Raw genomic sequence first — 24772 nt, 5'->3', positions numbered from 1 at the left:
CGAGCGTATTAAGTCGCCTCAAGAGCTTGCACAAATCGAGCATCATTGGGCTCTTTCTGAACTTGCTAATGTTCAAATTGAGCTAATGTATCACTGGACCGATGATCAACGTGCAACATACACTTTGGATGCGTGGAAGTTATACGCAAGACAGCTCCGAGACTACACCACTACCGACGAACAAGGTACACCATCAATTCGCGGTGAATCACGCCCTGTAAATCCGATTTAAATTTTGTTTAACCCTAATGAAATGAGCACTATGGTTAGTGCTCATTTTTATAGTCTCGATTGCTCATTTCTCGCGGCTCGCTACAGGAGCCTTTATCATTTTAGTTTCTGGCAAAATTACAGAGCGAATTCTTCCAGAGATTTACCTTCATCCAGTGCTTTTTGGATCACTGAAGGAGTACGGCCTTGGCCTGTCCAAGTTTTTTCTTCACCGTTGGTGTCGATATACTTGTATTTTGCAGGGCGAGGTGCACGTTTGCCTTTTGCTTTCGTTTTAGTTTCGCCTGATAGCGCAGAAATAAGCGCTTCGAGGTCGATACCATCTTTAGCAATTTGTTCAGCAATTGCGGCTAATTTCGCTTCTTGCTCTGCACGAGCAGCAATTTCTTCTGCTTCTGCTTCTTTACGCTCTTGAACGACGGTCGTTAATTTATCTAACGCTTCTTCAAGTTGCTCAATAGTCAGTTCGCGTGCATAAGCACGTAGGCTACGAATATTTAATAAAGTCTTAGTGATTTCCGACATTACCATTTCCTGTTCACAATTTGGATAACGAGTTAATACTAAACCTAGCTTATTATACTGACAAGTTTTCGCTGCAAATATTAAGTCAAAATAGTAAGAAAGTAAAAATATAAAATGATGTTTATTTAATGAATTTACTATTTAGAATACTGCAGACGCATATAAAAGCAGCTGCAGGAACTTATCATACAGGTAAATAATATTAGTTCTATATATCAAGTCTTGCGGTGTTTTTATGAAATAAGTATCAATGAAATGATTGATTTGTGAGCTGTGGCACTTGTTTTTCTCACTGGAACCTAGTTGCATTGATATTTTTGTTAAGTAAAATGTCTCTCACCTAATGCGAAAAGCAGACTAAATGAGCCAAATGAATTGGCAGATTAGGATGAAGTTTTCGCCGTAGAGGAGCGGTTACGAAAAGTATCCACAGTTGGGGTGATGCCAATGAATTGTGGAAAAAGGCGTTGCCGCCGAAGTCAACTTGCCCATCAACGCAGTTGGCTGGGGTTACATTCAATAGGTGTAACACTGCCATAGTCTATATTGTTGTTAAACTATGGAGCGCTACTGTAGGGTTGGGTGAAGTGTTCGCTTCCCTTTCGCTTAGTTCAACATAAATTAAGTTGACATGATGTCGCTTGATTTGTCTGCAGTAGATCTCTAACCATTTTTTACTGGTTTAGGAAGATCATGAATTTAATCGATTTTGCTTCTTCGCCACTCTCTGTTTTACCACCGCTGGTGGCATTGAGTTTGGCTATTGTGACTCGCCGTGTACTCCTTTCTCTTGGCGTGGGGATTTTTTTAGGTGCTTTACTGCTGGCTGATTATTCTATTGGTCAGTCGTTGCAATATATCGCCACACAAGTGGGTAGCGTGTTTGTCAAAGAGGGCGCGATCAATGCTTGGAATATGAGTATTGTCGGCTTTTTACTGTTACTGGGTATGATGACTGCGCTACTGACGTTGTCGGGCGGCACTCGCGCTTTTGCTCAGTGGGCACAAGTCCGGGTGAAAAGTAAACGTGGCTCTAAATTACTGGCGGCATTTTTAGGCGTATTCATTTTTGTTGACGACTATTTTAATAGCCTCGCTGTCGGTTCTATTTCTCGCCCAGTGACCGATCGTTTTTACGTTTCGCGTGCCAAACTCGCTTACATTCTGGATTCCACTGCTGCGCCTATGTGTGTGGTCATGCCCGCCTCAAGTTGGGGTGCGTATATCATGACCATTATCGGTGGCATTTTAGTTTCGCACGGTATCGAGGAGTATTCCGCATTAGGTGCTTATCTGCGTTTAGTGCCGATGAACTTCTATGCGATCTTTGCGTTGCTGATGGTATTTGCGGTGGTGTGGTTCCAAATGGATATCGGCCAGATGCGCAAGCATGAAATTGCCGCTTCTCAAGGGCGTGGTTTTGATGAAGACCCGAGTACAGATACACAAGAGGCCCACGAACTCAATGAAGAGCTTGATATTCGTGAAAGTGAACGCGGTACAGTACTCGATCTCGTGTTGCCGATTGTGTTTTTAGTCGTTGCGACCATTGGTGCGATGATTTGGACTGGCGCAAGTGCATTAGCGGAAAGTGGTCAGTCGTTTGATATTTTTGGGGCGTTTGAAAATACCAATGTTGGTACTTCATTGGTATATGGTGGATTAGTTGGTCTGGCGATGGCTTTTGTGACCGTGTTGCGCCAAAAACTACCGACGGCTGAAATCGCAAAAACCTTATGGATTGGTGCGAAATCGATGTTTGGTGCAATTTTGATCCTGATTTTTGCGTGGACCATAGGTTCTGTCATCGGTGACATGAAGACCGGTGCTTATCTCTCTTCTCTCGTACAAGGCAATATTGACCCACATTGGCTTCCGGTCATTCTGTTTGTGCTGTCTGGTGCGATGGCGTTTTCTACCGGTACATCATGGGGCACTTTTGGCATCATGCTGCCGATTGCGGGTGACATGGCTGGCGCTACAGATATTGCACTTATGCTGCCGATGCTCGGTGCGGTACTTGCCGGTTCCGTATTTGGCGATCACTGTTCGCCGATTTCAGATACCACGATTCTCTCTTCGACGGGAGCACGTTGTCATCATATTGACCATGTTGCGACTCAACTGCCTTACGCATTGGCGGTTGCGTTAGTGTCAGCGATTGGTTACGTGGTGCTGGGAATTTTTGCTTCACTCGGGCTGGCTTTAGCTGCCGCATCCGTGAGTTTTGTGGTGGTTTGCTTAATTTTTGCAGCACTATCAAAAGCCAAAGTGAGCAAACAGGTGTCTGCCTAATTTGCATCGCTATAGAGATAAGAGGCCAGTCGGCCTCTTTTTTTATCGCTAACCTTAATTGCAGCTTTGAGTGGTGGTGATGAGCTCTTAAAGCCGTCATAAAAAAATAACCAGAAAAGTGTCAATTTGTGGTTGAAAAAAAAACTTAGCTTAGTTAGTGTGAAGGCAGTTCTCAAACAGACAGAAACCACTAAGTATGCGTAATTTCGTAATGAACATTCATCACCATCATCATCCCTAAGGTGTCTTTCGGGAGATGTACGCATACCCGGGGGACAGGAATCTCCCGGAGTTGAAATCAGAGCCATAAAAAGATTCTAACCCTCGGGAGACCAAACCTCCCGAGGGTTTTTCGTTTTAAGCTTTGGAAAAATTATTAAATTCAACAAATTGCAAAGGAAGAATGACATGCAAACACAACGACTAAGAATCGCGATACAGAAAAAAGGCCGCCTGAGCCAAGAGTGCCAAGAACTGCTGAAAAAATGCGGTGTGAAATTCAACATCATGGGCGAGCGCTTGGTGGTTCATTCACTGAATATGCCGATTGACCTGTTGTTGGTGCGTGACGATGACATTCCAGGACTGATCATGGATGGGGTGGTGGATTTGGGTTTTGTTGGTGAAAACGTGCTTGAAGAAACACGTTTAGATCGCCTAGCACTCAACCAACGTAACGAATTTACCACTCTTCGTCGTATGGACTTTGGTGGTTGCCGTCTGTCGATCGCGATTGAAAAAGATGCTGAGTATCGTGGCCCGCAAGATCTGAATGGTAAGCGTATTGCCACCACCTACCCACAACTGCTCAAAGCTTATATGGATCGCCAAGGCGTGGATTTCAGCACCTGTATGTTGACGGGGTCGGTTGAAGTTGCACCGCGCGCGGGATTAGCCGATGCGATTGCGGATCTGGTCTCCACTGGCGCGACCTTAGAAGCCAACGGTCTTAAAGAAGTGGAAGTGATTTTTGAATCCAAAGCGACGCTTATTCAGCGCCCAGGTGCTTTTGCTGCCGATAAAGCTGCACTGATCGATAAACTCCTCACTCGCATGCACGGCGTGCAACAAGCCAAAGAATCGAAATACATCATGCTGCACGCTCCGGTTGAGAAGTTGGCGCAAATCAAAACCTTGTTGCCCGGAGCGGAAGACCCAACAGTGCTTCCCTTGTCTGCCGACAAATCCAAAGTCGCGGTACACATGGTGAGTTCGGAAAATCTATTCTGGGAAACCATGGAGCAGCTGAAAGCCCTCGGTGCTAGCTCAATTTTGGTGTTACCGATTGAAAAAATGATGGAGTAAGGCGATGAGAACCGTGGTTTGGCAATCGTTGAGTGAAGCTCAGCAAGAATCGATTTTAGAACGTCCTGCGATTACCGAAGGAGCAAACATCACTGCCGCAGTTGCGCAGGTGATTGCGAAAGTGCGCAGTGAGGGTGATGCCGCACTGTTTGAATTAACTGAAAAATTTGATCGTGTAAAACCCGCTTCACTGCGCGTATCTCGCGAAGAGATGGATGCCGCGGCCGCGAGTTTGTCGGAAACAATGAAACAGGCGTTGGAGCAGGCATACAACAACATCAGCAAATTCCACAAGGCGCAAAAAGCGCAACCAATCAAAGTGGAAACCATGCCCGGAGTGGTGTGTGAGCAAGTCACTCGTCCGATCAACAAAGTGGGTCTGTATATTCCGGGTGGCAGCGCACCGCTACCATCAACCGTACTAATGCTCGGTGTGCCTGCGCAAATCGCTGGTTGTCGTAAAGTGGTGCTCTGCTCACCTCCGCCAATTGCTGATGAAATTCTCTACGTCGCTAAGCTGTGTAACATCGATGAGGTGTACAACCTAGGCGGCGGTCAGGCAATCGCCGCAATGGCTTACGGTACGGAAACGGTGACTAAAGTTGACAAAATCTTTGGCCCCGGTAACGCCTATGTGACGGAAGCAAAACGCCAAGTGAGTAACGATTTCCGTGGCGCAGCGATTGATATGCCTGCAGGACCTTCAGAAGTATTGGTGATTGCTGATGAAACGGCGGATGCCAATTTTATCGCCGCCGATCTACTCAGTCAGGCAGAGCACGGCCCAGATTCACAGGTGGTTCTGGTCACACCATCACCAGTGTTGGCCGATCAAGTGACGGACGCAGTGCAAAAGCAGCTTAAAGTGCTTTCGCGCGCCAGCATTGCTGAAAAAGCCTTGGCTTCCAGTCTGATCATTATTGCTGAATCACTCACCCAAGCAGTGTCGATTTCTAACTACTACGGCCCTGAGCACTTGATTGTGCAGACGCGCAACCCGCGTGAGTTGGTTCCACTGCTCGATAACGCAGGCTCCATTTTCCTTGGCGATTGGTCGCCAGAATCGGTAGGCGATTACGCTTCTGGTACCAACCATGTGCTACCCACTTACGGTTACACCCGCACCTATTCCAGCTTAGGTTTGGCCGATTTCAGTAAACGCATGACAGTGCAAGAGCTGACCGCTGATGGCTTGCAATTGCTTGCGCCCACCGTAGTAACGATGGCGGAAGCGGAAGGGTTAGACGCGCACAAACGTGCGGTTACGATTCGAGTAGAAAAATTACAGAAGGCTCAATAAATTATGGAAAAACTGGCTCGTCAACAAATTCAGGCGTTAACCCCATACCTTTCTGCGCGTCGTATTGGTGGTAGTGGTGATGTTTGGCTCAATGCTAACGAATCGCCTTTCAATAACGAATACAAAACCGATTTTGCGCGCCTTAATCGTTACAGTGATTGCCAACCTAAGGCGATGATCCAAGCTTACGCTAATTACGCTGGAGTACAGCCGGAGCAAGTGCTGACTTCGCGCGGCGCGGATGAAGGGATTGAGCTTTTGATCCGTGCGTTTTGCGAACCCAATCAGGATGCGATTCTGTTCTGCCCTCCAACCTATGGCATGTACGCGATCAGTGCAGAAACCTTTGGTGTTGAGCGTAAAAAAGTGCCGTTGACTACTGATTGGCAACTCGATTTACCGAGCATTGAGGCCAATCTGGATCGCGTTAAATTGGTGTTTGTGTGTAGCCCGAATAACCCGACTGGCAACTTGGTCAAACGTGCTGACATCATCAAACTGCTGGAGATGACCCAAGATCGCGCGATTGTGGTGATGGATGAAGCCTACATCGATTTCTGCCCAGAGGCATCGACGGTTGATTTGCTCGCCCAATATCCGAACTTGGCGATTCTACGCACACTCTCTAAAGCTTTTGCTTTGGCGGGACTACGCTGTGGCTTCACGCTTGCCAATGCTGAACTCATCAATGTGTTACTCAAAGTGATCGCGCCTTATCCGGTGCCAGTGCCGGTTGCCGAAATCGCGGTGCAAGCCTTATCACCTGCAGGTCTCGCGCGCGCCAAATACCAAGTATTGGATCTCGGCGCGAATCGAGCTTACCTACAAGTGGGGCTCTCTATGGTTCCGGGTGTGCAGGTTTTTGAAGGTTGGGGTAACTATCTATTAGTGAAATTCCCTGATGGTGATGCACTGTTTAAAGCGGCGTGGGAGCACGGCATTATTTTGCGTAATTCACCGATTGAAAACTGTGTGCGTATCAGTGTTGGCAATCGCGAAGAGTGTGAAAAAACCGTCGCGTTTATTCGCAACTACTACCAGTAATTTTGTTTACAGCAGCTCGCTGCGCGGGCTGCTGATGAAAAGGACATTCTTGTGAGCAAACAACAAAAAATTCTTTTTATCGACCGCGACGGCACCTTAATTGTTGAGCCGCCAGTGGATTTTCAAGTTGACCGTTTGGACAAACTCAAACTTGAGCCTTATGTGATCCCAAGCCTGCTCAAGCTACAAGAGGCGGGTTATCGTTTGGTGATGGTGACCAATCAGGATGGTTTAGGCACTTCAAGCTACCCGCAAGCGGATTTCGATGCGCCGCATAACATGATGATGGACATTTTTGAATCGCAAGGCGTGAAGTTTAATGATGTGCTGATTTGCCCGCACTTTGAGCGTGATAACTGTTCGTGCCGCAAACCGAAACTTGGCTTGGTCAAAGAGTATCTGCAAGGTGGCAAAGTCGATTTCAAATCGTCAGCCGTGATTGGCGATCGCATGACCGATCTGCAACTGGCTGAAAATATGGCGATTCGCGGTATTCAATACCACCCACAAACCATGGGGTGGCTGGATATCGTTAAAGATCTCACCACCAAGCCACGTGTTGCCCAAGTGGTGCGTAAAACCAAAGAGACCGATATTCAGGTTCTAGTCAATCTTGACCAAACTGGCGGTAATCAGATTGAAACTGGATTGGGCTTTTTTGATCACATGCTAGATCAAATCGCGACCCACGGCGGTTTCCAACTGCAACTGAAAGTGGTGGGCGATCTGCACATTGATGATCACCACACGGTGGAAGATACCGCCTTGGCACTAGGGCAAGCACTGCGTGAAGCACTGGGTGACAAACGTGGTATTGGACGCTTTGGTTTCACATTGCCCATGGATGAGTGTTTGGCACAGTGCGCGTTGGATCTCTCGGGCCGCCCGTATCTGAAATTTGATGCGAGCTTTAGCCGCCCGCAAGTGGGCGATCTGTCGACTGAGATGGTGTATCACTTCTTTCGCTCATTGACCGATACTTTGGCGTGTACTCTGCACCTCTCTTCCAGTGGCGATAACGATCACCACATCATTGAGAGCCTGTTTAAAGCGTTTGGCCGCACGCTGCGTCAAGCCATCACGGTGCAAGGTAACGATCTGCCGAGCAGTAAAGGGGTGCTCTGATGACTCAGAATGTGGTGATTATTGATACTGGCTGCGCCAATATCTCCTCGGTCAAATTCGCCATTGAACGATTAGGTTATGCGGTGACGATTTCGCGCGATCCGCAAGTGGTACTCGCGGCAGATAAACTGTTTCTGCCCGGAGTTGGCACCGCGAGCGAAGCGATGAAAAACCTCACCGAACGTGATTTGATCGAGTTGGTGAAACGGGTTGAGAAACCATTGCTTGGCATCTGCCTTGGCATGCAATTGCTTGGCAAATTGTCGGAAGAAAAAGGCCAGAAAGCCGATGAGATTGTGCAGTGCTTAGGGTTAGTCGATGGCGAAGTCCGTTTGCTGCAAACCGGCGATCTGCCGTTGCCACACATGGGCTGGAACACGGTGCAAGTGAAAGAGGGGCATCCACTGTTTAACGGTATAGAACCTGATGCGTACTTCTACTTTGTGCACAGCTTTGCCATGCCCGTTGGCGATTACACCATTGCCCAGTGCGAATATGGTCAGCCGTTTAGCGCAGCGATTCAAGCAGGGAACTATTACGGGGTGCAATTTCACCCTGAGCGCTCTTCAAAAGCGGGCGCACGCTTGATTCAAAACTTTCTTGAGCTTTAGGGACAAGCGCTGGTCAAAGCTGGCGCAATACAAGGAACCACAATGATTATTCCCGCATTAGATTTGATTGAAGGTCAGGTTGTGCGTCTGTATCAAGGTGATTACGGACAAGTGACCGAATATAAAGTAGACCCAGCGGAGCAGTTTAATTTGTACCACCAAGCTGGGGCAGGTTGGTTGCACTTGGTGGACTTAACTGGCGCGAAAAATACCGCAGCACGCCAACTGAATTTGATTGCTCGCCTGCTCGCGAGCACACCCGCCAATATTCAAATTGGTGGTGGAGTACGCAGTGAACAAGACGTGGTGGATCTGCTTGAAGCTGGCGCGCAGCGCGTGGTGGTGGGTTCAACCGCGGTTAAACAGCCGCAATTGGTCAAAAGCTGGATAGAAAAATACGGCGCTGAGAAAATTGTTTTAGCGTTGGACATCAACATTGATGAACAAGGTACGCGCAAAGTCGCGATTTCTGGCTGGCAGGAAGATTCCGGCGTGACGATTGAAGCTTTGATTGATGATTACTTAACGGTTGGTTTACAGCACGTACTGTGCACCGATATTTCCCGCGATGGCACGTTGGCCGGTTCGAACGTTGAGCTGTATCGCGATCTCTGTCGTCAATATCCACAAGTGCAGTTCCAATCGTCCGGTGGCATTGGTTCACTTGCCGATATTGAGGCATTGAAAGGCACAGGCGTTGCGGGTGTGATTGTCGGTCGCGCGCTATTGGATGGCAAATTTACCGCGCAGGAGGCATTCGCATGTTGGCAAAACGGATAATTCCTTGTCTGGATGTACGTGATGGACAGGTAGTGAAAGGCGTTCAGTTTCGTAACCACGAAATCATTGGAGACATTGTGCCACTGGCCAAACGTTACGCCGAAGAAGGCGCGGATGAGCTGGTGTTTTACGATATTACCGCTTCCAGTGATGGCCGCGTTGTCGATAAAAGCTGGGTCGCGCGAGTCGCGGAAGTGATCGACATCCCTTTCTGTGTCGCGGGCGGGATCAAGTCGGCGCAAGATGCTGCGCGAATCTTGGAGTTCGGTGCAGATAAAGTGTCAATTAACTCGCCTGCACTGGCGAATCCACAACTGATCACCGATCTTGCGGATCGCTTTGGCGTGCAATGTATCGTGGTTGGCATCGACTCTTATTTTGATAAAGAAACAGGTCAATATCAGGTTTATCAGTTTACCGGTGACGAAAGCCGCACCCGTGCCACGCAGTGGCAAACTTGCGATTGGGTGCAAGAGGTGCAAAAGCGCGGCGCTGGGGAAATTGTACTGAACATGATGAACCAAGATGGTGTGCGCAATGGTTACGATCTTGAGCAGCTCAACTTAGTGCGCTCGGTGTGCCGAGTTCCGCTGATCGCCTCCGGTGGTGCAGGGGCGATGGAACATTTCGCGCAAGCTTTTACTCAAGCGAACGTCGATGGTGCTTTAGCCGCTTCGGTGTTTCACAAGCAGATCATCAATATCGGTGAACTCAAGCAGTATCTAAAACAACAAGGAATTGAGGTGAGACGATGAATCCAGCAAGCCCATTTGCCACGCTAACCGACCGTATTGATTGGCAGAAAGTCGATGGACTTGTGCCCGCCATTGTGCAAGATTTTCAGTCCAGCCAAGTCTTAATGATGGGGTATATGAACCCTGAAGCGTTGCAAAAAACCCTCGATACTCAGCAAGTGACCTTTTTCTCGCGCAGCAAACAGCGTTTGTGGACTAAGGGAGAAACCTCAGGTCATGTGTTGCAACTGAAAAATATCGCGCTGGATTGCGACCAAGATACGCTACTGGTGAAAGTGAACCCGATTGGCCCAACCTGTCACACAGGCACCGTGACCTGTTGGGATGGTGATGCACAAGAGGAGTCACAAATGGTTTGGCTTCATCAGTTGGAACAACTGTTGGCAGAGCGCAAAAATGCCGATCCCAGTTCTTCTTACACGGCCTCTTTGTATGCGCGTGGCACCAAACGCATTGCGCAGAAAGTGGGTGAAGAAGGGGTTGAAGTCGCGTTGGCGGCGACGGCAGGGGATAAGGAGGAGCTGATTTGCGAATCCGCCGACTTGATGTATCACTTGTTGGTGTTGCTGCAAGAGCAAGGCTTAGCCATGAATGATGTGATCAATAAGCTGAAAGAACGCCATAAGTAATTGGTAGACGAGTTTCTCCAACCAAACAATAACGCCCCATTATTGGGGCGTTATTGCCTTCCTACTTGAAGCTGCAGCGGTGTTGGCTGCATTCGTTCACCCCAATCACATAGTGTATCTATGCTCATGGGGATTCACTCATTTGCCGCCTACCTGCAACTCCAAGTAGTTTGGCTATATATTTTTGATTAATCAGAGTATTAAAGCGTCACTTCCCGCCACTCACCGGGCTGCAAATCTCCCAAGTTCCAATCGCCCATGGAGTAACGAATCAAGCGTAGAGTCGGGAAACCGATGTGCGCCGTCATGCGTCGTACTTGGCGATTACGCCCTTCCATTAAAGTAATGGCTAACCATGTGGTCGGAATTGCTGCGCGAAAACGCACCGGCGGATTGCGTGGCCAAAGCGTGGGTTCGGGCATGATGTCGACTTTCGCCGGTAAAGTCGGGCCATCTTTTAAGGTCACTCCGTGGCGCAATGCCTCAAGGTCGCTCTCTTGTGGCGAACCTTCAACTTGCACCCAGTAAGTTTTTGGCGCTTTGGACTGCGGCTGAGTCAATCTGGCCTGCAAAATTCCATCATTGGTTAAAATCAGTAGTCCTTCGCTATCGCGATCCAAACGTCCTGCGGCGTAAACATCCTTAATTGGGATGTAGTCGGCCAAGGTTTTTCTTCCATCCCCATCGGTAAATTGGCTTAAAGTGTCATAAGGTTTATTAAACAGGATCACTTTACGCTCAGCAGGAGAAAGGGGGCGCTTAGGTGACAAAGCCGTTTGAGTGGCATTTTTTTTCTTGTTAGCAACACTCTTTCGATTTGCTCTCGTTGGTGGATGGCCAGCGTTTTTCGCGGCTCTTTGTTTAAAATGCGACTTTCGTTGATCGGAAGAAGAGGAGGTGGCATCGCTGGACAAGCGAGATGACATGTTAAGCACCTTGCAAAAATGTAAATAAACTGTGTTTGAAAGTTTTCCGTAGAGGCGAGATCGGCTATCATTTGCGCCCTGGAAAAGGTTTAACGAACAAGATAATAGACTATTGTCTTCAATTTGTTTAATTATAAATACCTTCACTCAAGGACGAGCTCGAAGGCGGCTCAACGTCATTCGAACACAGGATTTGCAAGAGTGAGAAGATCGTACTCAGGTTGAGGGGATGTCGCCGACTTGAGAACGGACAGTCACACAGTGTCATTGCATCCAATGGTGCTGTTAGAACAGATAGGGAAAGTTCATGCCTACCAATAAACCTACAATTATTTATACCATTACTGATGAAGCCCCAGCGCTGGCAACGTATTCATTACTGCCGATTATTCAATCATTTACTGCTTCATCAGGCATTAACGTAGAAACACGCGATATTTCATTAGCTGGTCGTATTCTGGCTAATTTCCCTGAGCATTTGACCGAAGAACAACGTATCAGCGATGCGTTGACTGAACTGGGTGAGCTAGCAAAAACGCCTGAAGCGAACATCATTAAACTGCCAAATATTTCTGCTTCTGTTCCTCAACTCAAAGCGGCGATTAAAGAGCTGCAAGACAAAGGCTACGCACTGCCAAATTACCCAGAAGAACCGAGTAGCTACGAAGAAGAAGCGATCAAAGCAACTTATGACAAGATCAAGGGTAGCGCGGTAAACCCAGTGTTACGTGAAGGTAACTCCGATCGCCGTGCTCCAGCCTCGGTGAAAAACTACGCCAAGAAAAACCCGCACTCCATGGGCGCTTGGAGTAAGGATTCAAAATCACATGTTGCAAGCATGAGCGATAAAGATTTCTTCGGTAGCGAGAAGTCGATGACGGTGAGCGGCGCAACTAAAGTGGCGATTGAGTTCGTGGGTAAAGAGGGTGCAGTGAAAGTGCTGAAAAAGCCTTTTGCGCTGCAAGATAAAGAGATCATCGATACCAGCGTGATGAGCAAAAAAGCGCTGATTGCCTTCTTTGAAAAAGAAATCGCGGATGCGAAAGCGCAAGACGTGCTGTTCTCACTGCACATGAAAGCGACCATGATGAAAGTCTCGGATCCAGTGATCTTCGGTCATGCGGTGAAGGTGTACTACAAAGCGGTTTTTGATAAGTATGGTCAACTGTTCGATCAGCTGGGTGTGGACGTTAATAACGGCTTAGGTGATGTCTACGCTAAAATTCAATCGCTGCCAGAAGCGCAACGTGCAGAAATTGAAGCGGCGATTCAAGCGGTATATGCGACGCAACCCGCTCTGGCGATGGTGGACTCTGACCGCGGTATCACCAACCTGCATGTACCAAGCGATGTGATTGTTGATGCGTCTATGCCAGCAATGATCCGTACTTCAGGCCAAATGTGGGGCCCTGATGGTAAGCAGAAAGACACCAAAGCGACGATTCCCGATCGCTGCTACGCAGGCGTTTACCAAACCGTCATCGATTTCTGTAAACAGCACGGCGCGTTTGACCCAACTACTATGGGCAGTGTGCCCAACGTGGGTCTGATGGCACAAAAAGCAGAAGAGTACGGCTCACACGATAAGACCTTTATTCTGGATGCTGAAGGTGTGGTGCGTGTGATTGACGAAGCGGGCAAAGTGCTGCTGGAACAAAGCGTGGAAGCGGGCGACATCTTCCGCATGTGTCAGGTAAAAGATGCGCCAATCCAAGATTGGGTAAAATTGGCGGTAACTCGTGCTCGCGCTTCCAACACGCCAGCCGTTTTCTGGCTGGATCCTGCACGCGCTCATGACGCTGAGTTGATCAAGAAAGTGAATCAGTACCTACCTAATCACGATACCTCTGGTTTAGAAATCAAGATCCTGTCACCGATTGAAGCCACGCAATATTCACTTGTGCGTATGAAGGCGGGACAAGACACCATTTCTGTAACAGGTAACGTGCTACGTGATTACTTGACTGACTTATTCCCAATCCTTGAACTGGGTACTTCGGCGAAAATGCTCTCTATCGTTCCGTTGATGAACGGTGGTGGTTTGTTTGAAACGGGCGCGGGCGGCTCGGCACCGAAGCACGTACAACAAGTACAAAAAGAGAACCACTTACGTTGGGATTCACTGGGTGAGTTTTTAGCGCTAGCCGCATCTCTGGAGCACTTGAGTGTGGTCACTGGCAATCGCAAAGCACAAGTGTTGGCGGATGCGCTTGATAAAGCGACGGGTAAGTTCCTCGATATGAACAAATCGCCTTCACGCCGTGTCGGTGAAATTGACAACCGTGGTAGCCATTTCTATTTGGCGACTTACTGGGCGCAAGCACTGGCTGAACAAACGGCAGATGCAGATCTCGCAGCTGAGTTTGCTCCGATTGCAAAAGCGCTTGAAGAGAAAGAAGCGCAAATTGTCGCAGAACTGAATGGCGCGCAAGGCAAGCCTGGCGATTTGGGTGGCTATTACGCACCTGAGTTTGCGAAGGTGGCTCCGCTTATGCGTCCTAGCTCGACCTTCAACGCGATCATTGACCGTTAATCTAGTTTAGACACCAAAACAAAACCCGCCCAATTGGGCGGGTTTCTATTTTTGTGCTTTGCAAATTGCCAAAGCACGCTAGTGTGGCAATCAATCCACTATTTTGCTGATTGTCCCTCGATTGGCACAACACAGCTCGCGTGGTATCCCTTAGGACCTTGCTCCACCTGATAAGAAACCTGTTGACCGGCTTTGAGTGTACGGTATCCGTCCATCTGAATGGTTGAGTAATGAGCGAAAATATCTCCGTCTTCACCTTCCGGGCAAATAAAACCGAAGCCTTTGGCATTATTAAACCATTTCACTGTACCTGTAGCCATGCTATACATCCCTCATGCATTTTATAACTGATGTTTTAAGAGAAACGTCAATTTGTCCCTAGGACTTCCTGACTTCTCAAAAGTGAATAGCGATTCAGCCTATGCTTAACGTTAGTCACTAATTGACCAATTTAGACGATGATTGAACGCAGTCAATAGGACGAACGTATAAAAGCACACAGTTTGATATGCAAACTCAATTTTGCAATTGCAATTATATAAATTTGTCATTTGCAAATCGCGAAGCAAATCATTAACAAGCTTGCATATTGGTGTCGGTAAAGTAAGCAATCGCGCTATTCGTGATCGTCATTCGCAATGTTTTATTTGCAGCGTTACAATTGCTGCATTAGTCTCTAAGTAAGAGGCGAAATTCATTAAAGTGCGGATGCCGTCAGTGAGTTTAAACGGCTAGTTTTACAGCACTTTATAGTTGAATTCTCTGTAAGAAGCCCTCAAATATTGAAGTGTCATGAGTAAAAACTTTGAATGGATCTCTCCAGACTTTGATTTGCTGGAGAAAGAAAAGACGGCGGTTAAGCCACCATCTATGTATCACGTGGTGTTAAACAACGATGATTACACACCGATGGACTTTGTAATTGAGATTCTTGAGCGCTTTTTCTCTATGGATATAGAGAGAGCGACGCAAGTGATGCTCAAAGTGCATTACGAAGGAAAAGCAATATGTGGCACGTTTACTGCAGAAGTTGCAGAGACGAAAGTCGCTCAAGTAACGATGTACTCAAGGGAAAATGAGCACCCACTTTTGTGCACGATGGAGCAAGCTTAAACTTGCCGGGCAATGTGGTTGTTCCTTAAGGAGGCCTTATGCTTAACAAAGAATTAGAGTCGAGTCTAAACGGCGCGTTCGCTCGGGCACGAGACAAAAGACATGAATTTATGACCGTCGAGCACCTCCTACTTGCATTGTTGGAAAACGATGCAGCGCGGGAAGCCCTGTTAGCCTGTCAAGCCGACATTGATGTATTACGCCGTGAGCTGGATACTTTTATCGACCAGACCACGCCTCTTATCCCCAAAAATGACGAAACTCGCGAGACACAACCGACGTTGAGTTTCCAACGCGTACTGCAACGCGCGGTGTTCCACGTGCAATCTTCCGGTCGAAGCGAAGTGACGGGAGCCAACGTGCTGGTGGCGATTTTCAGTGAGCAAGAGTCGCACGCGGCCTATCTGCTGAAGAAAAATGACATCAGCCGCTTGGACATTGTTAACTTTATTTCGCACGGCATTACCAAAGCGTCTAACCATAGTGAAGACTCTTCTTCCGATTCGTTTGGCAGCAGTGATACTTCTGAAGAGGTGAGTGCTGACGAGCGTTTGGAAAGTTTTGCGACCAACCTTAATCAGTTAGCAAAACAAGGCCAGATCGATCCACTGATTGGCCGTGACAAAGAGTTGGAACGTACGATTCAAGTTCTGTGTCGCCGTCGTAAAAACAACCCACTGCTGGTGGGAGAAGCGGGTGTCGGCAAAACTGCGATTGCGGAGGGCTTGGCATGGCGAATTGTTGAAGGCAATGTGCCGGAAGTGATTCAGCGCAGTGTGATTTATTCACTGGATATTGGTTCGCTGTTAGCGGGCACCAAATATCGTGGTGATTTCGAAAAACGTTTCAAATCGATTTTGAAACAGCTTGAGAAAGAGAAAGACGCCATCCTGTTTATCGATGAAATTCACACCATCATCGGTGCGGGTGCCGCTTCTGGCGGTCAAGTCGATGCGGCGAACCTAATTAAGCCTCTGCTCAGTAGCGGTAAACTGCGTTGTATCGGCTCAACCACCTATCAAGAGTACAGCAACATTTTTGAGAAAGAGCGTGCGCTATCTCGCCGCTTCCAAAAGATTGATATTGTTGAGCCTTCATTGGACGATACCACCAAGATTTTGATGGGATTGAAAACCAAATACGAAGCTCACCATGATGTGCGCTATACCAATAAAGCGCTGCGTGCTGCGGTTGAACTTTCAGCCAAATACATTAATGAGCGTCATCTGCCTGATAAAGCGATTGATGTGATTGATGAAGCGGGTGCGCGGGCACGTTTGATGCCAGCAAGCCGTCGTAAGAAAACGGTCGGTGTGGCGGAAATTGAATCCATGGTCGCCAAAATGGCGCGGATCCCAGAAAAATCCGTCTCCTCTTCTGATAAAGACATCCTGAAGAATCTGGATCAGAAGATGAAAATGTTGGTGTTTGGACAAGATGCGGCGATTGATGTGCTGACAGAGGCGATCAAGCTGACCCGTGCTGGATTAGGCGCAGAACATAAGCCAGTCGGTTCTTTCCTGTTTGCAGGTCCAACTGGGGTTGGTAAAACAGAAGTGACTCTGCAGCTTTCTAAGCTGCTCGGTATCGAACTGCTACGTTTTGATATGTCTGAATACGGTGAGCGCCATTCGGTAAGCCGTTTGATTGGTGCACCTCCAGGTTATGTGGGTTATGACCAAGGTGGGTTATTGACGGACGCTGTGATTAAGCACCCGCACTCGGTTGTTTTGTTGGACGAAATTGAAAAAGCGCACCCCGATATTTTTAACTTGCTCCTACAAGTGATGGATAACGGTACGCTGACGGATAACAACGGCCGTAAAGCCGATTTCCGTAACGTGATTCTTGTGATGACCACCAACGCGGGTGTGGCCGAAACGGTGAAAAAATCGATTGGTTTGATCCAGCAAGATAATAGTCATGATGCGATGTCGGAAATTAAAAAGGTGTTCACTCCCGAATTCCGTAACCGTCTTGATCACATTATCTGGTTCAATAGCTTAGATGAGCGTGTGATTCATCAAGTGGTCGATAAATTTATCGTGGAACTGCAAGCTCAGTTGGATGCGCGTGGCGTTTCTCTGGAAGTCTCGGAAGATGCCCGCCACTGGTTAGCAGTGAAAGGTTATGACCGTGAGATGGGCGCTCGTCCGATGGGACGTGTGATCCAAGAACAACTGAAGAAACCACTCGCCAATGAGCTGTTGTTTGGCTCGTTAGTCGATGGTGGCACAGTGAAAGTGACGCTGAGTGATGACAGACTGGCTTTCGAGTATTTCGGTACTCGCGAAGAGGTGGTCCACTAGACATCTCACAATACGCAAAAGGCACCGCAAGGTGCCTTTTTTGATCCACAGTATTGGATAACTCCAATTTAACTGAGCAAGATAAAGATGGTACCCGTTAAGGTCATTAAGATATTGGCAATCGCGTAGGTGCCCGCATAACCCAGTGCTGGAATGGTAGACTTAGCGTATTCATTAACCACATCCATCGCCGGAGCACAGGTGCGCGCGCCAATAATCGCACCAAACAATAGAGCGCGGTTCATCTTTAGAATGTAGGCGCCAACCAAGTAAGCGAACACGACAGGTACAACGCTCACTAAAAAGGCTAAACCGATCACTTGCACACCTACTTCGGAGAGATGCTGGAACATTTTGCTACCTGCATTGAGCCCAATACCGACCATGAAGATGGCTAGACCAAGGTCTTTGACCATATTGAGTGCGCCTTGCGGAACATAACCGAAAGTCGGGTGGTTGGCTCGCAAAAAGCCCAAAGTGATACCAGAGAGCAGTAACCCCACCGCATTACCTAAGCTAAACGACACTTGGCCAAAGGTCATGGTGACCAAACCAAACAGAATGCCAAGAATAAAAAAGCTACAGAAAGCAAGCAGATCAGCCATTTGGCTGTGTACAGAGATAAAACCGATTTTATCTGCCAGCCCCTTTACTTTGCTTTTCTCGCCGCTGACTTGCAGGACATCGCCTTTGGCGAGCACGATATCCAGATCCATCGGCATTTCGATTTGCGCACGAACGACTCGGTTAAGGAAGCAGCCGTATTCCGAAAGATTAAGATCGGAGAGACGTTTTCCCGCAATGCTGTCACTTTTTACCACGATCTCTTCTTCTGAAATTCGTAGGTCGAGTAAGTTACGGTCAAACACTTCTTTGCCATTGCGAAAGCTCGGGTCAAGACGAGCGTGACTATCTGGGAAACCTACGAGAGCAATTTCATCCCCTTCTTGCAAAATGGCATCACCATCAGGATGGGCCAAAATGCCATGTCGGCGGATACGCTCAATATAACAGCCTGTTTGACGGTAGATACCCAGCTCGCGCAGATTACGACCGTCGATCCAGTTAATCAGTTCAGGTCCGACTCGATAGGCACGGATGATCGGCAGATAGACTTTACGCTGACTGCCTAACCCTCGTTCTTGCGCGATTTGTTGAGCCGAATCGGACAGGTTTTGCTTTTGCAACTTAGGGAGTAATTTAGCAAACATGATCATGCTGATAAGGCCGATCAAGTAGGCCATCGCATAACCGACCGAGACATTATCTAAAATCAGTGATAAATCCATATGTCTTGGTACCGCGGCAAGCCCAGAATTGAGCGCATCCTGAGCACCAACCAGTACGGGTGTTGAGGTTAATGCGCCCGCCATCATCCCGGCGGCTAAGCCATAATCCAGATTAAGATAGTAACCACCAAAGTAGGCAATCCAAGTCGCAGTGATCAAGACCACTAAGCTTAGAATTAAGTAGTGTTTACCATCGCGGAAGAAAATACCAAAGAAGTTAGGACCCGCTTCAATGCCGACACAATAAATAAAGAGCATAAAGCCGATGGTTAATGCTTCCGGTGTAAAGGAAAAACCAAGATGCCCCATGATCAGAGAGGTGATGAGCACTCCAATCGAATTACCCAATTGGAAGCTGCCAAAGCGAATTTTCCCGAAAGAGAGACCGATGGCGAGGACAACAAATATCAGCAAAATTGGATTTTGCTCTAGCAACAAAACGACGTCGATGTTCACGATTTAACTCAATTCACGCGTGACAAGAGGGGAAATAATAAAATTTTGGGAATTGTATCCGAATATTGCAAAAAGATAAGTGAATTTTTGCGCGGATGCGCATTATTTGGAGCGAAATAGCTAAAAAATCCTAAGTCTGCAGAATCTCGTACGAACAAAAAAGCCTGCGATATTCACAGGCTTTTTCGATTTATCATTTTATTAGTCAAATAGACCTAGATTCTCTTTTGCGTACGCTTCGAAGTCTGTGCAGCCGCCGATGTGTTGTTCATCGATGAAAATCTGTGGAACGGTTTCGACTGGCTTGCCGATGGTTTTTTCTAGATCGGCTTTAGTGATGCCTTCGGCGTGGATATCAACATAGCGATAGTTAAAATCATCACGCTTTGCTTTCAATGTTTCAGCATGCTCTTTGGCACGAACACAGTAAGGACAGCCAGGACGACCAAAAATGACCACAAACATATCTTTCTCCTTCATTTTGTTTGCGGGTACTATGCCCGATTCAAAGGGGGAAATAAAGCGTGATTTTTCCTCTTGATTTAATAGATAAAAACAATGGTTTTACTCTATGCTTCGCTTTTTTTCACCACTCTTCTTGGCTCGCAGTTATCATGGAAGAGATTGAAAATCCTCAATTTCTATGTGAGGTTGTGCAAGAACTAGCAGATTTTTTGTGGTTAATTTCGGCAAGTTGCACTGGGTCAAACAAATTTCCCCCATTTGGATGCAAGCTTAGCACTATCTGATGTGTGAAAGGCCTTGGAGGGAGCATGTTCCAGTTTATGACCGCGACACGGATCATCTTTGGTGAGGGGTCGCTAGAGAGCTCCCTTTCGATAATCAGCCAGTACGGATACAGCGTGCTACTGGTCTCGGGGAAAAACGCTGAGCGCTATGCTCCTCTAACGGCCTATCTACAACAGCAGAACATGCGCTACCAACATGTTGTAGTTTCTGGCGAGCCCAACATCACTATGGTTGAAGAAGCCGCGATGCTTGGTCGTCGCTTTAAACCTGACATGGTGATTGCGATAGGCGGCGGTAGTGTGTTGGATATGGGGAAAGCGGTCGCGGCGATTATCCCCAATCAAGGCAACGTGTATGACTATGTTGAGGTGGTTGGGCGCAGTGTGCCACTCAAAGCCAAACCACTGCCATTTATCGCGATTCCGACTACTGCTAGCTCGGGTTCTGAAGTGACGCGTAATGCGGTGCTGAAATCGGCGCAGGACAGAGTCAAAATTAGCTTGCGCAGTCCTGAGATGTTAGCGGACGTTGCGATCATTGATCCCACTTTGACTTACGGTACAGATCCTGTGACGTCTGGTCGAGGAGCCATGGATGCGTTTACCCATCTTATGGAAGCTTACGTGTGTGGAGAGCCCAATCCTCTAACCGATATGATTTGTGAGGAAGGGTTACGGCGTTTAAGCCGAGCGATGATCGCGGGCTGCTTGCGCGATGATAAAAAAGCACGCAGTGATCTCTCCTTCGCTGCCATGCTGGGGGGAATGGCGACAACCAATGCCAAATTAGGGGCCGCCCATGGACTGGCTTCTGCACTGGGCGGCAAATTGGATGCGCCACACAGTGTGATTACCGCGCGACTTGCGCCGATTGTGATGCGAGAAAATATTGATGTGGCTAAAGAGGCTGGGCGCAGTGATATTCTACAGCGCTATAAGATCGTTTCGCGCATTCTGACTGGCCGTAAAAATGCCGGTGTGGAAGATGGCATCTTATGGGTCAATATGATGCTAGAAAAATTATCGATTCCTAATTTGACCGATTTTGGTGTCTGCGCGACCTCTTTTGAACGCGTGGCCGCAGATGCACTGAAATCAACAGCGATTAAAGGTAACCCGATCCCTTTGACCATGGAGCGCTTGACTCACATTCTGCATCAAGTCTGCTCTTGTCAACCACTTGCGGCGATAGAGCCTCGAGCATCACAAGGTGAGGTGGAGATTCGCCATTTGCTAAAAGAGGAAGGAAGCCGCTTGAGCGGGCAACATTGAGCCTATTCCTCCTTATTGGAAACCATCATTATTCTGACTCAAAATGAAAACGGAGCCACTGGGCTCCGTTATTCTGTCTTTGTGTGTGGCCTAGTAAGGCGGCAGTTTGTCGTAGCGAGAATCTTTCAGCACTTCTTTCACGCGCTTGAGATTTTCTCTAAAGCCTGAACCTCGGCGCAATGTAAAGCCGGTTGCCAATACATCGATCACGGTCATTTGCACTACGCGACTTGCCATTGGCATATACACGTCTGTGTCTTCAGGCACATCTAAGCAGATCGATAATGAACTGGCTTTGTCCAGTGGTGAATCTTTAGCGGTAATCGCGATCACCGTTGCTCCGTTTTCACGAGCAAGATTGGCGATTTCAACCTGACTTTTGGTACGGCCAGTATGAGAAATCAGCACAATCACATCATTATCGGTGCAGTTGATACAGCTCATTCGCTGCATCACAATATCTTCAAAGCAGCTGATCGGAATATTGAAGCGGATAAATTTATTCTGTGCATCGCGTGCGACCGCAGAGGACGCGCCTAAGCCAAAAAACGAAATACGTTTTGCTTGAGTGAGCAGGTCAACAGCACGGTTGATTTGCACGGGATCCAAACTGTTTTTCGCCACATCCAGACACGCCATAGTCGATTCGAAAATCTTGTGGGTGTAAGCATCTGGGCCATCATCCTCTTCTACGTTACGGTTAACGTAAGGCGTGCCGTTTGCAAGGCTTTGAGCTAAATGCAGTTTAAAGTCCGGAAAACCTTTGGTATCAAGGCGGCGACAGAAACGGTTCACCGTAGGTTCACTCACGTCCGCCATTTTCGCCAGTGTAGCAATGCTGGAATGAATAGCGGTTTGTGGTGATGCCATAATCACTTCGGCAACCTTACGCTCAGACTTGCTAAAGTTTTCCAGGTTTTTTTGAATTTTTTCTAATGTATTCATAGTGTTCACGCAGGCTAGAGAACAACTCGTTGGTCTGGGCTTTGGAAACAATAGGGGAGAAATCAATGGCTTCCAAATGCTAAACCCACCAACGCCAATAAACCGAGTATAAACCTAAGCGTGATGGATCCAGAAACGAAACTCTCAGAAAGACCGTGAGAATATGACAAGCCTCAATTAAATTTTATAAAAACTACACTTTTGAGGTGTGGTGTTGCCCATATCTGGTGCTTCTAGCCCATGATTGACGCAAGAGTTACAGCAAACTGAAATTTTATTTCTGTTTGCTGTAACTCTTAGCGAAGGATTATTGGTTCAGAATGCATTGGGTTAGATGTTCGATTTGACGCATCAACTTTGGCGCTTGTTGCGCGATTTCTCGTTGTTCATCCAGCACGTTATGCAAAATTTCTTTGGTCGTCAGCGGGTTGGCCAATACCACTCGGAAGACTATGGTTGCCAATTTATCCCATTGGTGTGGATTGAGTTGGGTACGTGACACAAAGGATTTACCCGTTTCCCTTTGTTTCTTCTGAATAAACTTAGTGAGTTCGTTCAGTAGCTCATTCAACTGCGCACGCTGTACCCCTTGCGATTTTTCTAGCGCCATGCGGACATGCTCGGGTAGATAGCGATAAGTCAACAAGCAGAGTTCCGGTTGCGAAACCAACTCAAAGTCAGTTTGCGCATCAATCAGGTCGGCAAAATATCGCGCTTTTTCAATACTTTGATCGATAAGTAGCTGATAGCCTGGGCGGCTAATGATGTGCATGCTGGCGTAAACCAACATCGCCATGCCTGAGCGTGATCCTTCTAGGGTATGGCTACCCAAATCTTTAGAGCCTTGACGCAAAATGTACTGGGCATGATGCTCAATTGAGCGCATCGCATTCGGGTCTTTAAACAAGACCATACCCGCACCCATAGGGATGTAGAGCTGCTTATGAGCATCAATGGTCACTGAATCGGCCAACTCGACACCATCAAGCAGTCCTCGATAACGGTTTGACATTAACGTCGCGCCGCCCCAAGCCGCATCGATATGGAAGTGGATCTGTTCACGCTGACAAATCTGAGCAATGGTGCGCAGTGGGTCAATATTGCCGGTTTCTGTGGTGCCGGCGACTCCGACAACGGCAAACACTTTGATCTTATTGGCTTTTAACTCGGTGATTTTCTGCTCTAGATCGTGTGGGCAGATACGGTTATGCGCATCGGTTTTGACCGCGACCAAGCCTTCTTGGCCTATACCCAGCACATCGGCCGCTTTTTTCAACGAGTAGTGGCCTCGTTCGGAAACCAAAATGGCTAAACCTTCATGACCGTAGTGGCGCATGGCTTTGAAGAGCCCAGCTTTTTCAACGCCGGGGAAATCGCCTTCTGCTTTAAGCGCATTATTACGAGCAACCCAAAGTGCCGTAATGTTGGCTATGGTTCCGCCTGAGCAGAAAGCGCCGAGTGAGTGCTCAGCACTGTGCATCCACTGTTGATAGAAGTGATCCGTCTCGCCATAAATCAAGCGATGGATCATGCCTAGCACTTGACGCTCTAGCGGCGTGAATGCCTTCGAGGTTTCAATTTTGACCAGATTCTGGTTGAGAGCGATCATAATTTTTGACAGCGGCATCAGGAAGTAGGGCAGTGCCGATGTCATGTGGCCAATAAAACTGGGCGATGCGGTGTGCACTGAGTGTGACACCAGAGTATCCAGTAAATATTGGGTATGATCGGAAACGAATTGAGGCTGTTCGGGAATGTGCGCGTTGGAAAAATCTTTCTCAATCTCTTTGAGCGGCTTTTCTTCTGCCACAATGTGTTTGCGCAAGAAGTGGTTTAAATTGCGAGAAAGCTCTTCATCGATTTTAGTTAATGTTGAGTCTGGACCTTCCGGTACGGTGAAGATCTTGAGCAGAGAATCGAAGTTGACTTGCGCGGATTTGTGTTCTGATACCATACAGCGTCGTTATTATTCTGATTGATGGGCTTCAAGCGGGACAATCTAATTCAAAACGGGAACAATGTCCCGTCTTAATTCGGAAAGCCTTGATTGCATTGGTGTGTGATTATTGGCACTTCATCGCTTCGACTTTTTCAATCGCCTGATTATAGCGATTCAGCGCCGATTCGATCTGCTTAGGGTGACTGAGCAGGTCTGCCAACGCGGAGCGCAGTTCATAATTTTTCGGGTGAGGTGTGGCTTGTCGGTCGGCAAAGGTTACGCTGGCTAACTTGCCAAGCTCATCGCTGCGTGTCGCCAATTGTTTGATTTCTGGCTGTTCTAGTTTTAACCATGATTCAACATGTTGGGTGGTTGCGACTTTACTTGGGTCATGTTGTAAGTAGTAATGAACAGCCGCGCGATTCAAGGCAAAGTGGTGCTGCCTTCCTTCTAAAAACCATTGACTCACTTCGGCTAAATCTGGGTTACGTTCACTGGTCAGTTTGGTGAGATCGGCATACCAGTTCAATGAAGCATCGATGTAGGCATCGTATTTTTGGCTGAAGCAGGTGTTATCCGCATAGGCTGAAGCGGAGACGACCGACATCAGTAAAACAGTGCTCAGGCGTTTCATAATCTTT

21 protein-coding genes, 1 pseudogene, 1 riboswitch and 1 other annotated feature are annotated in these 24772 nt (G+C 47.6%); of the genes and pseudogenes, 14 read left to right on the top strand and 8 right to left on the bottom strand.

The genetic code is table 11. From position 1 onward, the window contains the following. A pseudogene (locus T411_RS1000000121020) lies at window positions 1–232 on the top strand (hypothetical protein); the annotation flags it as partial. A gap of 116 nt (window positions 233–348) precedes the next feature. Here T411_RS1000000121020 and T411_RS0113440 read toward each other — a convergent pair. After that, complete coding sequence (locus T411_RS0113440; RefSeq protein ID WP_001290200.1) at window positions 349–756, bottom strand: H-NS family histone-like protein; 408 nt, start codon at window positions 754–756, stop codon at window positions 349–351. A 395-nt stretch (window positions 757–1151) separates the two neighbouring features. Continuing rightward, a riboswitch (Lysine riboswitch) is annotated at window positions 1152–1334 on the top strand. Window positions 1335–1449: 115 nt separating this feature from the next. Here T411_RS0113440 and T411_RS0113435 point away from each other — a divergent pair. The 9 genes from T411_RS0113435 (at window position 1450) to hisIE (ending at window position 10600) form a co-directional block, all read left to right on the top strand. After that, complete coding sequence (locus tag T411_RS0113435; protein ID WP_001048829.1) at window positions 1450–3051, top strand: Na+/H+ antiporter NhaC family protein; 1602 nt, start codon at window positions 1450–1452, stop codon at window positions 3049–3051. A 219-nt stretch (window positions 3052–3270) separates the two neighbouring features. Continuing rightward, window positions 3271–3404: a sequence feature (His leader region), on the top strand. A gap of 55 nt (window positions 3405–3459) precedes the next feature. Further along, window positions 3460–4356: an ATP phosphoribosyltransferase gene (gene hisG / locus T411_RS0113430; protein WP_001194704.1), complete on the top strand. Its 897-nt coding sequence runs from the start codon at window positions 3460–3462 to the stop codon at window positions 4354–4356. Between the two features lie 4 nt (window positions 4357–4360). Continuing rightward, entirely contained in the window at window positions 4361–5656 is a 1296-nt protein-coding gene (hisD, locus tag T411_RS0113425) for a histidinol dehydrogenase (protein WP_001261315.1), read from the top strand. A gap of 3 nt (window positions 5657–5659) precedes the next feature. Next, window positions 5660–6700, top strand: coding sequence for a histidinol-phosphate transaminase (gene hisC, locus T411_RS0113420; protein WP_000412889.1), 1041 nt, complete (start codon window positions 5660–5662; stop codon window positions 6698–6700). A gap of 51 nt (window positions 6701–6751) precedes the next feature. Next, window positions 6752–7825: a bifunctional histidinol-phosphatase/imidazoleglycerol-phosphate dehydratase HisB gene (gene hisB / locus T411_RS0113415; RefSeq protein ID WP_000043567.1), complete on the top strand. Its 1074-nt coding sequence runs from the start codon at window positions 6752–6754 to the stop codon at window positions 7823–7825. Beyond that, window positions 7825–8436: an imidazole glycerol phosphate synthase subunit HisH gene (gene hisH, locus T411_RS0113410; protein ID WP_000193249.1), complete on the top strand. Its 612-nt coding sequence runs from the start codon at window positions 7825–7827 to the stop codon at window positions 8434–8436. The genes hisB and hisH overlap by 1 nt, the downstream gene beginning before the upstream one ends. Window positions 8437–8478: 42 nt before the next feature. Then, entirely contained in the window at window positions 8479–9216 is a 738-nt protein-coding gene (gene hisA, locus T411_RS0113405; RefSeq protein ID WP_000586511.1) for a 1-(5-phosphoribosyl)-5-[(5-phosphoribosylamino)methylideneamino]imidazole-4-carboxamide isomerase, read from the top strand. Beyond that, window positions 9198–9971 carry an imidazole glycerol phosphate synthase subunit HisF gene (gene hisF, locus T411_RS0113400; RefSeq protein ID WP_000880146.1) on the top strand — a complete coding sequence of 258 codons (774 nt, stop codon included), beginning with the start codon at window positions 9198–9200 and terminating at the stop codon, window positions 9969–9971. Before hisA ends, hisF begins: the two co-directional genes overlap by 19 nt. Beyond that, window positions 9968–10600 (top strand): bifunctional phosphoribosyl-AMP cyclohydrolase/phosphoribosyl-ATP diphosphatase HisIE, encoded by a 633-nt coding sequence (gene hisIE / locus T411_RS0113395; protein WP_001067502.1) that lies wholly within the window; start codon window positions 9968–9970, stop codon window positions 10598–10600. The genes hisF and hisIE overlap by 4 nt, the downstream gene beginning before the upstream one ends. 200 nt (window positions 10601–10800) lie before the next feature. Here the strand turns inward: hisIE and rluE are convergent, their stop codons facing one another. Continuing rightward, window positions 10801–11526 (bottom strand): 23S rRNA pseudouridine(2457) synthase RluE, encoded by a 726-nt coding sequence (rluE, locus tag T411_RS0113390; RefSeq protein ID WP_000098720.1) that lies wholly within the window; start codon window positions 11524–11526, stop codon window positions 10801–10803. 307 nt (window positions 11527–11833) lie between these two features. On the opposite strand from rluE, the gene T411_RS0113385 reads away from it, so the two are divergent. Continuing rightward, window positions 11834–14059 (top strand): NADP-dependent isocitrate dehydrogenase, encoded by a 2226-nt coding sequence (locus T411_RS0113385; RefSeq protein WP_001142855.1) that lies wholly within the window; start codon window positions 11834–11836, stop codon window positions 14057–14059. A gap of 98 nt (window positions 14060–14157) precedes the next feature. On the opposite strand, the gene cspD is transcribed toward T411_RS0113385, so the two are convergent. Next, window positions 14158–14379 (bottom strand): cold shock domain-containing protein CspD, encoded by a 222-nt coding sequence (cspD, locus tag T411_RS0113380; RefSeq protein ID WP_000190603.1) that lies wholly within the window; start codon window positions 14377–14379, stop codon window positions 14158–14160. A gap of 472 nt (window positions 14380–14851) precedes the next feature. Here cspD and clpS point away from each other — a divergent pair, with 472 nt between their 5' ends. Next, entirely contained in the window at window positions 14852–15172 is a 321-nt protein-coding gene (gene clpS, locus T411_RS0113375; protein WP_000041728.1) for an ATP-dependent Clp protease adapter ClpS, read from the top strand. Between the two features lie 38 nt (window positions 15173–15210). Further along, on the top strand, window positions 15211–17481 hold the full coding sequence (clpA, locus tag T411_RS0113370) for an ATP-dependent Clp protease ATP-binding subunit ClpA (protein ID WP_000932415.1): 2271 nt from the start codon (window positions 15211–15213) through the stop codon (window positions 17479–17481). 68 nt (window positions 17482–17549) lie between these two features. Here clpA and T411_RS0113365 read toward each other — a convergent pair whose 3' ends face one another. Next, a complete protein-coding gene (locus tag T411_RS0113365) occupies window positions 17550–19226 on the bottom strand; it encodes an aspartate:alanine antiporter (RefSeq protein WP_001018084.1) in 1677 nt (558 codons plus the stop codon). Window positions 19227–19427: 201 nt separating this feature from the next. Continuing rightward, a complete protein-coding gene (locus T411_RS0113360) occupies window positions 19428–19691 on the bottom strand; it encodes a GrxA family glutaredoxin (RefSeq protein ID WP_000498418.1) in 264 nt (87 codons plus the stop codon). Between the two features lie 308 nt (window positions 19692–19999). On the opposite strand from T411_RS0113360, the gene T411_RS0113355 reads away from it, so the two are divergent. Next, window positions 20000–21247, top strand: a complete 1248-nt coding sequence (locus tag T411_RS0113355) for an iron-containing alcohol dehydrogenase (protein ID WP_000486145.1) — start codon at window positions 20000–20002, stop codon at window positions 21245–21247. A gap of 90 nt (window positions 21248–21337) precedes the next feature. On the opposite strand, the gene T411_RS0113350 is transcribed toward T411_RS0113355, so the two are convergent. The 3 genes from T411_RS0113350 to T411_RS0113340 form a co-directional block, all read right to left on the bottom strand. Further along, window positions 21338–22192 (bottom strand): MurR/RpiR family transcriptional regulator, encoded by an 855-nt coding sequence (locus T411_RS0113350; RefSeq protein WP_001093848.1) that lies wholly within the window; start codon window positions 22190–22192, stop codon window positions 21338–21340. Window positions 22193–22499: 307 nt separating this feature from the next. After that, entirely contained in the window at window positions 22500–24146 is a 1647-nt protein-coding gene (panP, locus tag T411_RS0113345) for a pyridoxal-dependent aspartate 1-decarboxylase PanP (RefSeq protein ID WP_000253201.1), read from the bottom strand. Window positions 24147–24255: 109 nt separating this feature from the next. After that, window positions 24256–24765, bottom strand: a complete 510-nt coding sequence (locus T411_RS0113340; protein WP_000826868.1) for a hypothetical protein — start codon at window positions 24763–24765, stop codon at window positions 24256–24258. Window positions 24766–24772 lie beyond the last annotated feature (7 nt).

The sequence above is a fragment of the Vibrio cholerae ATCC 14035 genome, from assembly GCF_000621645.1.
GTDB classification, from domain to species: domain Bacteria; phylum Pseudomonadota; class Gammaproteobacteria; order Enterobacterales; family Vibrionaceae; genus Vibrio; species Vibrio cholerae.
Note: the sequence above shows the minus strand (reverse complement) of the source record. Positions and strands in the feature narration are given on the sequence as shown.

Bases quoted from the DNA above. Each gene is read 5' to 3' on its own strand.
- hisG (WP_001194704.1), top strand. From the start codon at position 3,460: ATGCAAACACAACGACTAAGAATCGCGATACAGAAAAAAGGCCGCCTG.
- hisH (WP_000193249.1), top strand. From the start codon at position 7,825: ATGACTCAGAATGTGGTGATTATTGATACTGGCTGCGCCAATATCTCC.
- hisC (WP_000412889.1), top strand. From the start codon at position 5,660: ATGGAAAAACTGGCTCGTCAACAAATTCAGGCGTTAACCCCATACCTT.
- cspD (WP_000190603.1), bottom strand. From the start codon at position 14,379: ATGGCTACAGGTACAGTGAAATGGTTTAATAATGCCAAAGGCTTCGGT.
- clpS (WP_000041728.1), top strand. From the start codon at position 14,852: ATGAGTAAAAACTTTGAATGGATCTCTCCAGACTTTGATTTGCTGGAG.
- T411_RS0113340 (WP_000826868.1), bottom strand. From the start codon at position 24,765: ATGAAACGCCTGAGCACTGTTTTACTGATGTCGGTCGTCTCCGCTTCA.
- T411_RS0113435 (WP_001048829.1), top strand. From the start codon at position 1,450: ATGAATTTAATCGATTTTGCTTCTTCGCCACTCTCTGTTTTACCACCG.
- panP (WP_000253201.1), bottom strand. From the start codon at position 24,146: ATGGTATCAGAACACAAATCCGCGCAAGTCAACTTCGATTCTCTGCTC.
- T411_RS0113360 (WP_000498418.1), bottom strand. From the start codon at position 19,691: ATGTTTGTGGTCATTTTTGGTCGTCCTGGCTGTCCTTACTGTGTTCGT.
- hisA (WP_000586511.1), top strand. From the start codon at position 8,479: ATGATTATTCCCGCATTAGATTTGATTGAAGGTCAGGTTGTGCGTCTG.
- clpA (WP_000932415.1), top strand. From the start codon at position 15,211: ATGCTTAACAAAGAATTAGAGTCGAGTCTAAACGGCGCGTTCGCTCGG.
- rluE (WP_000098720.1), bottom strand. From the start codon at position 11,526: ATGTCATCTCGCTTGTCCAGCGATGCCACCTCCTCTTCTTCCGATCAA.
- T411_RS0113385 (WP_001142855.1), top strand. From the start codon at position 11,834: ATGCCTACCAATAAACCTACAATTATTTATACCATTACTGATGAAGCC.
- hisIE (WP_001067502.1), top strand. From the start codon at position 9,968: ATGAATCCAGCAAGCCCATTTGCCACGCTAACCGACCGTATTGATTGG.
- T411_RS0113440 (WP_001290200.1), bottom strand. From the start codon at position 756: ATGTCGGAAATCACTAAGACTTTATTAAATATTCGTAGCCTACGTGCT.
- T411_RS0113350 (WP_001093848.1), bottom strand. From the start codon at position 22,192: ATGAATACATTAGAAAAAATTCAAAAAAACCTGGAAAACTTTAGCAAG.
- T411_RS0113355 (WP_000486145.1), top strand. From the start codon at position 20,000: ATGTTCCAGTTTATGACCGCGACACGGATCATCTTTGGTGAGGGGTCG.
- hisD (WP_001261315.1), top strand. From the start codon at position 4,361: ATGAGAACCGTGGTTTGGCAATCGTTGAGTGAAGCTCAGCAAGAATCG.
- hisF (WP_000880146.1), top strand. From the start codon at position 9,198: ATGTTGGCAAAACGGATAATTCCTTGTCTGGATGTACGTGATGGACAG.